The sequence below is a fragment of the Serratia sp. ASV30 genome, assembly GCF_016428815.1.
GTDB lineage: Bacteria > Pseudomonadota > Gammaproteobacteria > Enterobacterales > Enterobacteriaceae > Chania > Chania fonticola_C.
Genome location: NZ_JAELTL010000023.1, coordinates 62,336 through 77,034, shown reverse-complemented (window position 1 = coordinate 77,034; position 14,699 = coordinate 62,336). Strand labels below are relative to the sequence as shown.

At 51.5% G+C, this 14,699-nt stretch carries 15 protein-coding genes; 5 read left to right on the top strand and 10 right to left on the bottom strand.

The genetic code is table 11. The features are described from left to right. The first annotated feature begins 554 nt into the window (after positions 1-554). Complete coding sequence (locus tag JHD74_RS12625) at positions 555-1,829, top strand: hypothetical protein (RefSeq protein WP_074032095.1); 1,275 nt, start codon at positions 555-557, stop codon at positions 1,827-1,829. A gap of 833 nt (positions 1,830-2,662) precedes the next feature. Then, complete coding sequence (locus tag JHD74_RS12620; protein WP_074032093.1) at positions 2,663-4,177, top strand: tryptophan 7-halogenase; 1,515 nt, start codon at positions 2,663-2,665, stop codon at positions 4,175-4,177. Positions 4,178-4,516: 339 nt separating this feature from the next. On the opposite strand, the gene JHD74_RS12615 is transcribed toward JHD74_RS12620, so the two are convergent. Next, entirely contained in the window at positions 4,517-5,137 is a 621-nt protein-coding gene (locus JHD74_RS12615; protein ID WP_021179017.1) for a peptidylprolyl isomerase, read from the bottom strand. A 341-nt stretch (positions 5,138-5,478) separates the two neighbouring features. Between JHD74_RS12615 and JHD74_RS12610 the strand changes: the two genes are divergently transcribed. After that, positions 5,479-6,147 (top strand): OapA family protein, encoded by a 669-nt coding sequence (locus JHD74_RS12610; RefSeq protein ID WP_199062809.1) that lies wholly within the window; start codon positions 5,479-5,481, stop codon positions 6,145-6,147. Here the strand turns inward: JHD74_RS12610 and JHD74_RS12605 are convergent. From JHD74_RS12605 to JHD74_RS12580, 6 genes are all read right to left on the bottom strand, one after another. Then, positions 6,144-6,503 (bottom strand): DUF488 domain-containing protein, encoded by a 360-nt coding sequence (locus JHD74_RS12605; protein WP_024529094.1) that lies wholly within the window; start codon positions 6,501-6,503, stop codon positions 6,144-6,146. The two genes, JHD74_RS12610 and JHD74_RS12605, sit on opposite strands and share 4 nt — an antisense overlap. A gap of 110 nt (positions 6,504-6,613) precedes the next feature. Then, positions 6,614-7,066 carry a 50S ribosomal protein L9 gene (gene rplI / locus JHD74_RS12600; RefSeq protein ID WP_004933629.1) on the bottom strand — a complete coding sequence of 151 codons (453 nt, stop codon included), beginning with the start codon at positions 7,064-7,066 and terminating at the stop codon, positions 6,614-6,616. 39 nt (positions 7,067-7,105) lie between these two features. Further along, entirely contained in the window at positions 7,106-7,333 is a 228-nt protein-coding gene (gene rpsR / locus JHD74_RS12595) for a 30S ribosomal protein S18 (protein WP_000135199.1), read from the bottom strand. Between the two features lie 4 nt (positions 7,334-7,337). After that, positions 7,338-7,655: a primosomal replication protein N gene (priB, locus tag JHD74_RS12590; protein WP_065684090.1), complete on the bottom strand. Its 318-nt coding sequence runs from the start codon at positions 7,653-7,655 to the stop codon at positions 7,338-7,340. Positions 7,656-7,663: 8 nt separating this feature from the next. Beyond that, positions 7,664-8,062, bottom strand: coding sequence for a 30S ribosomal protein S6 (gene rpsF, locus JHD74_RS12585; RefSeq protein ID WP_004933634.1), 399 nt, complete (start codon positions 8,060-8,062; stop codon positions 7,664-7,666). 143 nt (positions 8,063-8,205) lie between these two features. Further along, a complete protein-coding gene (locus tag JHD74_RS12580) occupies positions 8,206-8,352 on the bottom strand; it encodes a hypothetical protein (protein WP_161629501.1) in 147 nt (48 codons plus the stop codon). 181 nt (positions 8,353-8,533) lie between these two features. Between JHD74_RS12580 and JHD74_RS12575 the strand changes: the two genes are divergently transcribed. Beyond that, on the top strand, positions 8,534-8,800 hold the full coding sequence (locus JHD74_RS12575) for a DUF1471 domain-containing protein (RefSeq protein WP_024530178.1): 267 nt from the start codon (positions 8,534-8,536) through the stop codon (positions 8,798-8,800). Between the two features lie 87 nt (positions 8,801-8,887). Here JHD74_RS12575 and yjfP read toward each other — a convergent pair whose 3' ends face one another. Then, positions 8,888-9,640, bottom strand: a complete 753-nt coding sequence (yjfP, locus tag JHD74_RS12570; protein ID WP_199062808.1) for an esterase — start codon at positions 9,638-9,640, stop codon at positions 8,888-8,890. 99 nt (positions 9,641-9,739) lie between these two features. Here yjfP and bsmA point away from each other — a divergent pair, with 99 nt between their 5' ends. Continuing rightward, positions 9,740-10,048, top strand: coding sequence for a biofilm peroxide resistance protein BsmA (gene bsmA / locus JHD74_RS12565; protein ID WP_024530180.1), 309 nt, complete (start codon positions 9,740-9,742; stop codon positions 10,046-10,048). Between the two features lie 66 nt (positions 10,049-10,114). On the opposite strand, the gene JHD74_RS12560 is transcribed toward bsmA, so the two are convergent. Continuing rightward, positions 10,115-12,646, bottom strand: a complete 2,532-nt coding sequence (locus JHD74_RS12560) for a filamentous hemagglutinin N-terminal domain-containing protein (protein WP_199062807.1) — start codon at positions 12,644-12,646, stop codon at positions 10,115-10,117. A 395-nt stretch (positions 12,647-13,041) separates the two neighbouring features. Beyond that, positions 13,042-14,670 carry an isovaleryl-CoA dehydrogenase gene (locus JHD74_RS12555; RefSeq protein WP_199062806.1) on the bottom strand — a complete coding sequence of 543 codons (1,629 nt, stop codon included), beginning with the start codon at positions 14,668-14,670 and terminating at the stop codon, positions 13,042-13,044. Positions 14,671-14,699: the final 29 nt, after the last annotated feature.

Here is a 14,699-nt window from a genome sequence, read left to right as displayed (position 1 = left end):
AGATGTGTATAAGAGACAGTAATGATACTACCTAACTAATATAATTGGTATAAGACTTCATGTAATAACGATGTAAGATAGTTCCTAAAAAAATAAAACATACAGCTAACTTAGGATAATAGCCCCACTATATAACAAATCATCAACATCCTCCACACCATGGCCATACATTTAGCTATAAAAATGAAAAAAAACAAGTATAGCATTTCACATACAGTAGTAAAAAGACAATTCAGGCTGTAGACCTATGCGAGCTAACGCTGGCTCCATAGATATCCACGCTGGATTATCAGTCATCGTTCTGAATATGGTAGTACCCGTTGACTTATGATACTGTTACTCTTAAGCACAGATTGTCAAATTATAATTATCATTTGGTTAATAACTAAAAAACCGCAGGCTCTCCAGTCGTGACATTGTTAACTAATTCACATTTTTTCAACAGTATAAAATAGTGCCGCTTGCATTTTTGCTAAACGGCTCAATGGGGGCAAGGATCGCCCTGTCCAACTCCCCACATTCAGATCATGTCTCAGTTTGAGGTAAGCTTATTTATGCGTCCTTTTCAGAAAAACAATCCAACCTCTCCGTCCCATACTTTGCAGGCACAACGCCTCAACACCCTTGCACAACAGTATCGTGATGCTATCGCCAGCGATGATTATGCCGCAGGTAAAGCGATCGCAGAAGTTACGCTTCGCCTGGTGCCACGTAATACCGATGTGCTATCCAGTTATGCTCTGTGCTTAATGCGCATAGGGGAGTATAAGAAGGCCTATAAAACCTATAAAAGACTGTTGCAAAGCCAGTCGCTGGAAGAACTCCCAGTCACGATGATCGACGGTTTAGCAGAGGTTTGCGGCTGGTTGAACCTCCCGGATGAGGTACGGCGCTACGGTTTGATGTCACTGCAACAAGGTGACCAGAAATTCGCTGACAGTCAGGCTTTCCCACTGCCAGAACCACACCCTCCGGCCTTTAACCCGCATAACCCGGAAGAAAATGCCATCGCGTTCACCCTGTTTGGTTCACTGGTGCGTTACTGCGAAAGTGCCGTAATGAACGCTAAGGTAAGTAAAGCGCTATTTCCCCACTGGCACTGCCGTTTCTATCTGGACGACAGTGTGCCACAAGAGGTGCAGCAACGCTTGCGTGATGCTGGGGCCAAGGTAATCACAGTAGAAGGAGATCTGCATCAGAATATCCCACCGCTGATGTGGCGTTTTTTGGTATTGGACGACCCTACCGTGAAGCGTTATCTCATCCGCGATGCGGACTCATTACTCTCAGAGCGGGAACAAGCTGCTATCGAAGCGTGGTTGCAAAGCGATTGCTGGTATCACCATATGCGGGATTACTTTACTCATACTGAACTGCTGCTGGCAGGGATGTGGGGAGGCTGCCACAACCCCCGCCTGCCTTCGGTCATCAACCAGATCCGTGAGTATCTGAGCCAGCAGGAAAACCATCGCCGCTTTGTCGATCAATATTTCCTGCGTCAGTATCTTTGGCCCACCGTCAGGCAGAGCTTACTCAGCCATGACGATCTCTTCGGTTTCCACCAGGCCCGCCCTTTTCCCGCACATAGGCCAATTCGCTGGCAGACAGACAAATTCCACGTTGGCAGTAACGCCAGCTACCAGTTAGCAGGTATAGCCAGCCAGAAAGAAGAGGGTGAGTTGCAACAATGGGAAGTGCTGGATGAACAAGGCTACAGGATATGTCAATACGCAACCACGGTGAAAAACCACAAGTGGTGTGAACTGATGCCTTTTTTCCTGCTCGATCGCATTCTCGCCGGGGAATGGCAGTTACGTAATATCAATTGAACCATAGCAAGCTATTTTCAGTAATCAGAGACCTGATTGGATAATGTCGATCCGTTAGGTCTGCCTGTACCCGGTCTGCGGGTACGCCCCCCCTCGTCAGCAGGCGATATATCAACGCAGCGGCGTCGACCAGCCTCGCTGTCCACCCTCTCCCCGGTCAGAGCAAAATCCAACGCGGTTGCCTGAGATATTTCGCATTCAGAGGGGCCTTTTGCCCATGCCTAAATTATTCAATAAATTCTCAGGTAGTTTTTCCCCTTGAAATGGGCAGACTACGTTGTTTTAACAATACGCTAATACTTACCTGACTGAGTTAATTCTTGGATAATTATGATTTTATGAGAAAAAATAAGGTATACATCATTGGCATCACGCATTCTAATTAAACAACTTCTACGTTCTATTACTTTAACCCAAAAGAATTTGAGTTACATCAGGATGGCCCTCCCCTGAAAAAAAAGTTGAGAACGAGATCCCTAGTAACTTGGCATGGGCGAGATTGATGACATCAGGTTCATATATGGGAAAGATCACGTCAGTATCAGTCCGCATTAGCGGATGATGCAGGAAAATGTTAACTCTTAATAAAAGGTAGATTACTGAAAAGTTGCTATGGTTATCGAAATAATGACAATGACAGTAAGGCCGTAATTTTTGAGACAAGAATAAAGGCCCGAGCCCAAATCCCGCTGGGGAAATAAGGTGTGAGTGAGTACCTCTCAGATTGGCTCGCAGTTCTGACTTTAACCTAATGTCAGATAAAAAGCTGTAACTGCTCGTTGATGTTGCAACAACGAAAACCTTGCAAACTGGGATGTGTTCATAGAGTCGCTATGTTGAATTTCAGAAATGCAAAACGCTTTGTTATATTGGGTGGAGGGACTGCTGGCTGGTTTGCTGCCATTGCCATGCGCCGTGTATTTAGCCCCAATGTTGAAATACGAGTCATTGAATCTTCAGCGATTGGCATTGTTGGCGTAGGGGAAGGAGGGTTATTGAATCTAGCCCATGCTTTGAAACGCTATCAAATTCCTGTTGACCGCTTTATGGCCGAAGTCGACGCTACCTATAAATGGGGCTTTTGCTATGAAGGCTGGCGGACTGGCAAAGAAGACGACCGTTATTTTCATCTGTTCGCCGGTGGTGGCAAGGCCGAGTGGGCCGAGTATGGTTTCCTCCCTGGTTTCTCTGCGTTGATTGGCCAACAGTTGCCTCTACCTTCCTATATTCGAGGTTTTCAGGCTGTCGCCCGCAATGTGCCGCAGCAAGATGCCAGCCAGATACTGGCAGAAGGAGGTGCCGATATTCAAACCTCCTACCATTTCGACAGTTACAAAACCGCTAATTTCCTGAAAACCATTGCTCTTGAACGCGGGATCGTGCATCAAGATGCCATTGTGGATCGGGTTGAATTGGATCAGTCAGGAAATGCCACCGCACTCATTATAGGGGAAGAGTCCCTGGATGTAGATTTCGTGATTGATGCAAGCGGTTTTGCACGCAAAATTGTAGGTAATACGCTTAAAGCAGAGTGGGTTTCATTCAAAGAACACCTGCTGATGGATCGTGCTATCCCATTCTATATGCCTCATCCGTTTGAAAATCCGCTCCTTGTCACACGAGCATTGGCAATGAATGCAGGTTGGATGTGGCAGATACCGCTGGTGAACCGAGTTGGAGCTGGCTATGTCTATAGCAGTAAGCACATTAGTGATGAGCAGGCGTTGGCAGAAATCGAGAAAACGTTAGGGTACGAGATCGTACCGCACGAAACACTGAAATTTGATCCAGGCTGCTTCAAAGAAGTCTGGCAAGGTAACATAATGGCGTTGGGGCTATCTTCCGGCTTTGTTGAACCATTGGAAGCCACTTCAATTGGGCAGATGCTGGAACAACTGCGCAACTTTGAGCGGGTACTCAGTGCTGGGCAGGGCATCGTGTCTGATAAAAGTATCAAAGAGTTTAATCAGGCTAACCTGCGCTCCTGGGAAGGTATCCGTGACTTCCTGCGTATGCACTATGACTGCCCACGCCGCGATAACCAATTCTGGTGTGATGTTGCCACGTCAGCGATGCCAGATGATTATCGTAATATCAAAGCATGTTGGCAGGAGAGAACCCCGCGCATGCTGGATATAGAAAACTATGCAATCAATGGATGGGGGGGCATTTTCCACGTGACCAACTGGATGTTTGTGGCTGCACCACTCGGATTGATATCTACTCAAGCGGCCAACAAAGAAGTGTTGTTCATGCCGCAAGCTAGCAGAGAGAGAGTAAGTCAGTTGTTGCAGGAATTGCCATCGTTACTTGGTCCAGATTGGCGACCACGGTCGCAGCAAAAATAAAGGTGTTTCTCGTGGAGAATGACACCACGTATTCCCGTACATCGCGAAAACACATTCTGGCTGAACGTGAACGCAGATTCTGAATGAAAATGTCACACCTATATACCATGACCAGAATCAATGTTCATTTTTTCCGGGCTCCGTGCCCATCGCACCTGCCCCCAATGGCAAGACAGTTGTCGTCTTGATTTTCCATTGGGAGCCGGAGTTATAGAATGGCTGCGAAGATTGCACCAGAGTTAAAAGTGCGGGCCATCATGCACATGATGCCACTGGATAGGTTGAGGTCAACGGACTCGCCCCAACCATCTCTGTAGATGAGGGTTGGGGCGAGGGGAATTACAGAATTTCGAGCAGCTCAACGTCAAACACCAGCGCGCTGAATGGCGGGATGGATGCGCCTGCACCACGCTCGCCATAGGCCAGGTTGTGAGGGATATACAGCTGCCATTTTGAGCCAACCGGCATCAGCGTCAGAGCTTCGATCCAGCCTGGGATCACACCGCTGACCGGGAACTCGGCGGGTTGACCACGTTCAACGGAGCTGTCGAACACATCACCGTTGATCAGGCGACCGGTGTAATGCACACGCACGCGATCCTGACGTGATGGGATTGGGCCATTGCCTTGCTCCAGCACGGAGAACTGCAGGCCAGACTCGGTCAGCGTCACTTCGTCACGCTTGGCGTTATCTTCCAGGAACTTCTGGCCTTCAACGGCCATCGCCTGCTGGCGCTCAAGACGCACAGCATCCGCACGTTCGTGGATTTCACGCAGCGCACGATGGACCACATCTACCGGAACCGCCGGGGCATTCCCTTCCAGCGCGTCACGCAGGCCAGCCAGCAGAGCTTCTGGTTGTAAACCTTGCAGGCCGGACTCTTGCAGTTGCTGACCGACCTGTAAACCAATCCCGTAACTTGCTTGCGCTTCAACGCTATCAAAAGAAGGGGTTGTCATGGGGTTTTCCTTTAGTCTGTAAAAAGTCGAAAGCGCAGCATAACAGCGCGGCAAAGCCGGGTAAAATCTTGTGTGGAGAATGATGACTTTTGTCGTAGAAAAAGAAACAATAACCTGCTGTTAACGTTTGGTGTCATTATTCTCTCGGCTACCAATCGCTTCAAACAGTTAGCGATATAGACCCGGTACGGCTCAAGGCTGGCATCGAAGTGGCGCAGTGCAGAGACTATTCGCCCCTGACGGTGCACAAGTGCACTGCGGCTTGAAACCATAGGGTATACTGGGGTCAGCGATACACTTTTTGTAAAGTGACAATTTTACGCAGTTGAAGAGAGGTCACCATGGGCAGAATCGCGCCCAGGAGAAGGAAAACCACCCGTGTCTACCAGCCATTGCTGCGCACCTGGCTGAATCTGAGCCAACGCCTGAAGCCTGGTCCGGCACCGGAAACGCCAGCAACCACCGATGAGCCAGACTCATCACCGCCACAGCAGAGCGGCAAGGGGCAAAGGCTCAAAGCGTTGTTGCTGAAAATATGGCACCTGCCGGACAGCCTCCACTGGATGGAACCTTTGCCGTATTTTCACCGCCGTTGGGTGATTATTTTTGGTGCTATCCTGCTACTGTCGCTGCTTTGGCCGTATTCCGACGATAACGCGCGTCCGTTCCCGGTCACCAGCCAGGAAAACCAGATACCGTTACAGGCTCAGTTGCAAAACGACGGCCAGCAAACGGCAGGCGAAAGCGATAGTTGGCAGCGATATCAGATCCAGGCAGGCCAAACCCTGGCGCAGCTGTTCCGTGACAACAACCTGCCGGTGAACGAGGTGTTTGCCATGGCGCGGGTTGAAGGCAACGATAAGCCGCTCAGCAATCTGAAGGCCGGGCAAGAAGTGCGTATCGAACGCAATGCTAACGGTGTGATCACCGCGCTCTCAGTCACCACCGTGGATAACAGTGAAGCCCTGTTTCGCCGCCAGAGCGATGGCGGCTACCTGCGCATTCGCTAATCTTGAAGCTGATCCAGCAGAAAATCACGCAGTACAACCCCTTGGTTGTGCTGTGTGTCCTTGCTGCCATACAGTAGGGTCAACGGTTCTCCTTTCCTTAACAACGCCACCAGCGGCTGCCAGGCATCATTAGTGGCCAGCTGTTGGCGATAGAGTGCAACAAACTCATCCCACTGGTCAGTATGCTGATGAAACCACTGGCGTAACGCCGTATCCGGTGCCACCTGCTTAAGCCAGATGACGCCCTGCAACCTTTCCTTACTCACACCGCGCGGCCATAGCCGGTCAGTCAGATAGCAGTGCTCCGGTGCCGGGCCGCTGAAATCGTAGACTCGCTGTAAGATAACTTCTGCCATTTTCGCCTCTCCTTGCCAACAGATAGCCTCAGAGTAGCGCGTTTTACCCGGAGCTGAAAAGCAAAACGCCAGCACTAGGCTGGCGTTTTAACTTGGTGTACTAAAGCCGATTAAGCTTCAGCAACCACAACTACATTCAGCTGTGCGAACACGTCGCTGTGTACCTGGAAGTGCACTTCGTGCTCACCAGTGGTACGCAGAACGCCGTTCGGCAGACGAACTTCGCTCTTGGCAACTTCAACGCCTGCCGCAGTAACTGCGTCAGCGATGTCGCGGGTGCCGATAGAGCCGAACAGTTTACCTTCGTCGCCTGATTTAGACGCGATGGTGACTGAACCCAGTTCGTTGATCTTGGTTGCGCGAGCTTCAGCAGCAGCCAGAACGTCAGCCAGTTTGGCTTCCAGTTCAGCACGGCGTGCTTCGAAGAACTCTACGTTTTTCTTGGTAGCAGGAACAGCTTTGCCCTGTGGTACCAGGAAGTTACGGGCATAACCCGCTTTAACGTTAACCTGATCACCCAGGCTGCCCAGGTTTGCTACTTTATCAAGCAGAATAACTTGCATTACCTTATCCTCTCAAAGTCGTTAATGGACAGTGGCCGATTACTGATGACGATCAGTGTACGGCAACAAAGACAGGTAGCGCGCGCGCTTGATAGCACGGGCCAGCTGGCGCTGATATTTTGCACGAGTACCGGTGATACGGCTCGGGACAATTTTACCACTTTCAGTGATGTAGTTTTTCAGCGTAGCGATGTCTTTATAGTCAATCTCTTGAACGCCTTCCGCGGTGAAACGGCAGAACTTGCGACGACGGAAATAACGTGCCATTTGGCTAGTCTCCAGAATCTATCAATTCAATCTGCTCGGCATGCAGGACCAATTTGTTCAGCCCGTTGCGCCCTTGATGGCAACTAACGAAGCCTTGAACGGTAACCTGACTGCCGACCGTTAATCTTTGAGTTAAAGCTTGTGACTGTTGTCCGCTGACAACCACGGGCATTCGGCACCATGCTTGCCTGCTGAATCCGGCTTCCATCTGCGACGATCGGTGCTCAAGCACAAATTGGCAGTGGGGTATCCCGGAAGGACTCACTTTTCGCACCGGCGTCTTGCACACTGTGCCAGACAACACCAGACGATTAGCCGTCACGACAGCAATTACTCTTCAGAATCCCCAGCATCTGCATCATCTGCGGTTTCGTTAGCGAAGTCTTCGCGGCGATCGCCACGACGTTCGTCTTTCGCTTTAACCATCGGAGATGCTTCAGTTACCGCGTGCTTAACGCGCATAACCATGCTACGGATAACGGCGTCGTTGAAGCGGAAGTTAGTTTCCAGCTCATCGATCGCTTCCTGCGGAGCTTCAACGTTCAGCAGAACGTAGTGGGCTTTGTGCAGTTTATTGATCGGGTAAGCCAGTTGACGGCGGCCCCAGTCTTCCAGACGGTGAATCTGACCTTGCGCGTTAGTGATGGTAGCACTGTAACGCTCGATCATGCCCGGAACCTGTTCGCTTTGGTCAGGATGGACCATAAAAACGATTTCGTAATGACGCATCGAATTGCTCCTTACGGATTATTCAGCCTCCTGTCAGGGTCAACCGCGGCCCATGGAAGCAAGGAACGTGTGTATGTGTGCGGCTGAAAAATGACGCGTAATCATACCGGCGCAAGGGGGGGAACTCAAGGACTGAGTAGGATTTATTGAGGTTTATGCGTAAGGCCACGAGAAATAGCACGATTTGCTGGCAGAAAAAGCGATGTATGCCGATCCATAGGTTTTAAAAATCCTTCAACAAAATCATCAGCCCACTGGAAATCATTATCATTTTTTTTGAATAAGGCCATCAAAATCTCACCCTTTTTAATCCTGACTATCGGACTAAAGTTAAATTATCCGCCGCAGAAAGCGCAGCGATAAAGGGTTGCAGTTATTCAAGATTGATAAATAACTTTTTGCTTAATGAACAGTATATCGGCGGTGGGCCAAGTGACACGCCGCCCTAGCAAAGGGTTAAGAGAGGTGTCTATGAAACGTATCACCATCGCTACCGCTATCGCGTTGCTGCTTTCCGCCAACGCCATGGCCGCCACTGAGATCACCGCACACCAGGCCGCAGAGCGCCAAAGCATTGGCTTCGTCAGCCTCGATCAGGAAGTGGTTTCGCCCGACGACGCAACGTCCCAAATCAACAAGATTGCCGATCAACGCGGCGCCAGCGCTTACCGGATTGTTGCGCTACATGAGCCAGGCAGCACCGCGTCTATCCACGTCAGCGCCGAGCTTTATCGCTAACCGAAAATGCAGCACCAGGGAACCCAGCCGCACCAAGAGGCGGTCGATCAGTAACAGCCAGGCCTTGCCCCCTCCCTCGGGGGCTTTTTACAGCGAATCCTGGAAAAAGGCGGCGGTAGCGTTCAAAGCCCCAGGGGTAATACGATGGCGTACTTCCGCTTCAGTGAGGTAGGTCAACCGACGATCCAGGCCTCGCCGGCGTAACTCACCGGCCAAGCGCTCACTCTCCAACGCTGGCACTACATCATCGGTTTCACCATGCCATAACAGCAGTGGCCGCCCGGAAAAACTCTCCCAATGATGTTCAACCTCATAAGCGACCAGGGGCGCAAGACGTGCCTTGAGCGCGGACTGCTCCAGCGCTTGACCATGCGCATCCAATGGCGGATACAACGTCTGCGCCAGTGAAGTAAAGTAGCCCGACCCCATCAGGCTGGCGGCAGCTTTCACCCAAGGGTAACGGGTAAATGCCCCTAAGGTGGTCATTCCCCCCATCGAAGCGCCCGCCACGCCAATGCGATCCCCGGCAATTAGCCCACGCTGCTCAAAGTGCGTTTTGAGCGCGGGTAACTCATCGACGTTACTTTTGAGGATTTCCCAGAAATGCGCCAGCCGCCGTGCTTCATCACCATCAAACCGCTCACCGTGCATCGCACAATCGGGCAGCACCACCCGGAATCCGACCTTGGCCAGCGCATAGGCAAAATAAGCGTACACCTCTTTCGATGAGGTATAGCCGTGATAGAAAAAGATCGTGGGTAACGGCTGCTCATAGCGCCCGGCTGGCACCGCATGGATCACCGCAACGTCACCCACCCGCTCATCATGGATCTCGATCATGTATTCCCCCTGTGCCCAATCTTCTCTATGATGGCAAATATCGGCCCGAAACCGTAGTTCAAACCGTTCTACTCTATGCTAAATAGCGATGAGGCCAGCATGAATCTTTCCCGTTCGTTGATCACCCTATTGCTGTTTGGTTTGTTATCCGGCTGCAGCGTATTTAAAACCACGCCCAAACCCCCACCGCCGCCTACCGCTCAGGCACAGGAGATCACCCGTGCCCAAACCACCGAGTTGGAGAAGATGGGGACGATCAGCGCGCTAGTGCATGGCAGCCCGATGAACGTGGAAGCCGAGATCCAGCGCAAAGCTAACGCCAGCGGGGCACGCTATTACATGATCATCATGAACAGCGAAACCATCGTGCCGGGCCAGTGGTATTCACAGGCGATACTTTATCGGTAGTGCGGGCTCTGAGAGATAAGTAAAAACGGGTGCCCGAATAGACACCCGTAAAAGATATTTCCGCGATTACTCTTTGATTACCGGCCCAGTTACATCACCGTTATTGGTGTATCTCCCCGTCAGGTTCAGTTTTACCCCTTCCAGGCCGCCGATCACCGCGCCGCGCCGGTTAGTTAAATTCTGGCTGTTGATCGTGGTGACCTTGTCGGACCACAATTGACCGCTGTTGGTCAATGCCCCGTTAACGCGAATATCCAGCCCTTCTCTACCGTGGACTAAGCCGCTGTTGGTAAAGGCTGAAGCCACTTCTACTCTACTGCTACCTGTTGAAGATATCGTGCCATTGCCGTTATCCAGGCGGTTAGCCAGCAGCGACAGATAAGCCACACTTGAAAGGGTGCCGCGGTTATTATCCACGTTGCCGGCATACTTCATGTTCAAGTTGCCACCGCTGGCAGCAATCAGACCCCGACTGTTGTACACCCGGTTACCGGTCATGCTCAGATCGCCCATACTGATAATGCCCCCCTGAGTGTCCTCCGGCATATCGATATGCACGCCCATCACTCGACCAAAATTCTCACCATTACGGTTATAGAGAGTCGCCGCCTTTATTTCTGCCGTCTTCTCGGCAAAAATCAGCCCCTCGTCATTGCGCAATGTATCGGTATGCACATGAACTTCCTGCCCCCCCAACATGCCCGCATTGTTGTTGACCGTGCTGGCGTATAGCTCCGTGCTACCCAGCTCGCTACGGATCACGCCATAGTTGTTATTAAGGGCATTTTGGATGCGAACGTCATTGCCCTTGTCCAGGGTTAACCCACCCGTGCGGTTATCCAGGCTGTTTGCCTGCAGCAACAGCTTGCCCTCACCGCTAACACTGCCATCCCGGTTGTCCATAGCGTTGATATTGGCGAGCTGGATATCCCCCATGGCAGAGATCTGCCCACTCTCGTTGAGCAGGTTACTGCCGTTGGTGTTTACGTTCAGCATCTTGGTCGCTTGCAAACTACCGGTTCTATTGGTCAGTAGCCCACTGTTGATATCCAACGCCCCAGCCGACTCAATCAAACCGTTGGTGTTATTGAGCGCTGCTTTGTTTGTCGTCAGCTTAAAATCGTCACCGGCACTCATTTTACCGTTAGCGCTATTATTCAACGTACCGCTGGTAGACAGATTTACGTGATGTTGAGCCGCTATTTCGCCACCACGGTTATCAAGCGTGCCGCCAACGGTCATCGACAGATCGGACAACGAAGAGCCAAAGGCAAAAATCTGCCCATTACGGTTATCCAACTCACCGCTGATGATAGTGGAGTTACCACTGGTGGTGATCAGGCCATTGTTATTGTTCAACTGACCCGTTTTCAGCACTATACCCAAGGTGCTGTAAATGCCGGTGTCATTATTGCGGCCAGTATTGGTCAGCAACTGCCCATTGGTATCGATAGTGACCTGTGAACTGGCTTGCACCATACCGTTGGTATTGTTCAATTGCCCGCTATTGATGCTCACAGAGCCGATGGCCGCTATGTTGCCGTTGGTATTGGTAAGGCGGTTTTTATGGGTATTGATAGTGATACCACCGTTCCCGCCGGTGATTTTCCCCCTGGTATTATTAATAGTGCCGGTGGTGTTCAGCTTGTTGGCACGTGCGGCGGATAGGGTCCCTGAACGGTTATCCAGCACACCATTAACGTCCATCACCAGATCTGAAGTGGAAGCCGCGATGGTACCGGCATTTCGAACGCCTACTCCGCTTTCTGTCCCCACCAAGGTGATCTTGCCGGCATACATCCCCCCCAAAGCAGCAACGTCAATCCCAACGCCAGGTCTGCCCAACGCCGAGGCCAGTGCAGTCGCCTGGGTGTTATCCGCATTGACGTTATTACGGCCAGTGGTCACTTTCAAATCCTTGGCCCAGACGCCGGCATTAATCACCACCGAGCGAGCAATCAGATCGGTATAATTACTGTCACCGCTGTTCAGGCCACTGCCATTAATAACAATGGTGCCTTTTTCCGTTTTATATCCCTGTATGGCACCATCGGCAATCTGGGCAGTACCGGTGGTCAGCGTTGCTCTGCCGGCATTAATAAAGCCGCAGCCACTACAGGTAATACCTGCCGGGTTGGCAATAATTACCTGAGCCTGCTGGCCTGCAACTTCCACCATGCCATTTAACACGCTGGCCCGATTAGAGTTGACCTCATTAAGGATCACCGAGGCCGCCCCACCGCTTAAACTCGCATTACCCGCGAGACTCCCCGCCAGTTGGCTATTAGCCCCGTCAACACTGTTATTCAGCACCACACCGTTTTTATCAACATTGAACTGGTTGAAGATATTATGTGAAACACCCCCTTTACCCGCAGTGTTGATATTTACCACGGTCGAACCATTCGCCCCGGCATTAACCGCAGGGCTAGATGCCTGCCCGGCATCGGCAACGATAGCCGCATTAGCCACGGAGACGCAGCCAAAAGCCAGCAGCCCGGCAAAGTAGAGTGGCGAAAGATTCATCTGCAGAGATGAGCTGCTCTTTTCTTTACGTATCGATAATTCGGTTGTAGACGAGAGATTACTATATGTCATGCTGTTAATTCCTTTTACACAATAGGAAAGTCAGTAGATTGCCGCGAACAAGCCGCAATAAAAACAAGACTTTCCCAAATAAATAATTAGCACAGATTGGCACTCACGAGCCGTGCTTAGTCTCCATTACATTAAAAATGTAACATACAACCTGTTACCCACTCAGCCAATTAGTTAAGCAGAACCCAAAAAAGGGTATATCCCACACATTAACGAGAATCATCCTTAAAATTACAGCAGAACACATCTTAGGCGCTCACACGAAATTAATATCATGCGAGATATTTCTATAATTAATCATTCGAGCTGAAATCAGACAGGAAATTATACATCCAATGCCATCAGCATATTATCTGATGGCATTTCTCTCTAGACGATAAGCCCGAGCTCCTGTTTTAGTTCCCCATAGCCCGCTGAAGCAGCGTATCGCACACCTCAGCAGGCAGCATTCTATCCCCACGATAATCCAGCGTTAAATGGCACCAAGCCTCACCAATTGGCGGGCTGGCATGTTGCAGCAGTTGGGCGGCACAGCACAGATCGAATAACTGCTGGGTTAACAAACGCCCCATTTCTTCACGCGGCTGGCGCATACGCTGCTGCCACTGCCGCCAAGCGCGATCGAACAACCGATTCTGCCCGCGCACCGGCAACAGCTCCTGCTGCAGCAATTCCAACGCACCCGGCAGCTTATGCAGGCTGCGCATCACGTCCAGGCACATGATGTTTCCTGAACCTTCCCAAATGCTGTTAACCGGAACCTCACGATAAAGCCGCGGCATCTCACTCTCTTCACAATAACCAATACCCCCTAACACCTCCATCGCTTCAGCGATAAATGGTGCCCCCTGACGGCAAATGCTGTATTTCGCGGCCGGAGTAAGTAAGCGGCTATAAACGGTTTCTCCTGCATCCCCCCGATTTTCCCAGGCTCGCGCCAAACGAAAGAGTAAGGCGGTATGCCCTTCAAGCCGTAACGCCATGCGGGCCAATACCTGCCGCATCAATGGCTGTTCAATAAGGCATTTACCAAACGCCTGCCGTTGCAGAGCATGGTACAGCGCCACCGAAAGGCTGCGGCGCATCAGCCCATGGCTACCCAAAGCACAATCGAAGCGGGTCATACCGCCCATCTTGAGGATTTGCCTGACGCCATCTCCTTCATCACCCAACAGCCAGGCCGTGGCGTCCTGAAACTCGGCTTCGCTACTGGCATTGGAACGGTTGCCCAGCTTGTCTTTAAGCCGCTCCAGGCGGATGGCATTGCGCGTGCCATCAGGTAAGATCCTTGGCAGAAAGAAGCAGGACAGCCCGCCTTCCGTTTGCGCCAGCACCAGATGGGCATCACTCTGTGGCACCGAAAAGAACCATTTATGGCCCACCAGGCGATAAGCCTCCCCATTGCCACGACTGGCGAGCGGCACGGCGGTGGTGGTATTGCTCAGCACGTCCGAGCCGCCCTGCTTTTCCGTCATCCCCATGCCGATCAACAGCCCGCGCTTTTGTGCACCGGGCAACAGATGAGGGTCATAACGATCGGAAAGTAACGGGGTTAGCCAGGATTGATACTCCTTTGGCAGGGAACGCTGTAGCAGTGGGGTAGCGCCAAAGGTCATGGTGATTGGGCAGAGCGTGCCGGCCTCCACCTGAGCGTGCAACACAAAGCGGGCGGCGCGGGCCACCAAGGAGCCAATACGGGCATCTTCCTGCCACGGCAGGTTATGCACCCGGTTAGCGACCAGCCCCTGCATCAGGATGTGCCAGGCTGGATGAAAGCGCACGTCGTCCAGGCGTTGCCCGGTAGCGTCATAGCGCAGCAACTCCGGTGGGTTGGTATTGGCCAGCCGCCCCAACTCCAGCGACTCCTGCGTGCCTAACTGCTGCCCAAGCGAGGCCAGAACGTCACTATCCCAACCTGCCAACTCGCGCTGCAGCGCTTCACGTAACGGCGTATCGGACAGGAAAAGGTTGCTGTTCCCCAAGGGCTTGGGTTGGTTAAAGACGGTATGCGTAGTCCAGACCATGAATTTGCTCCCTGATTAACGCTTCAGGG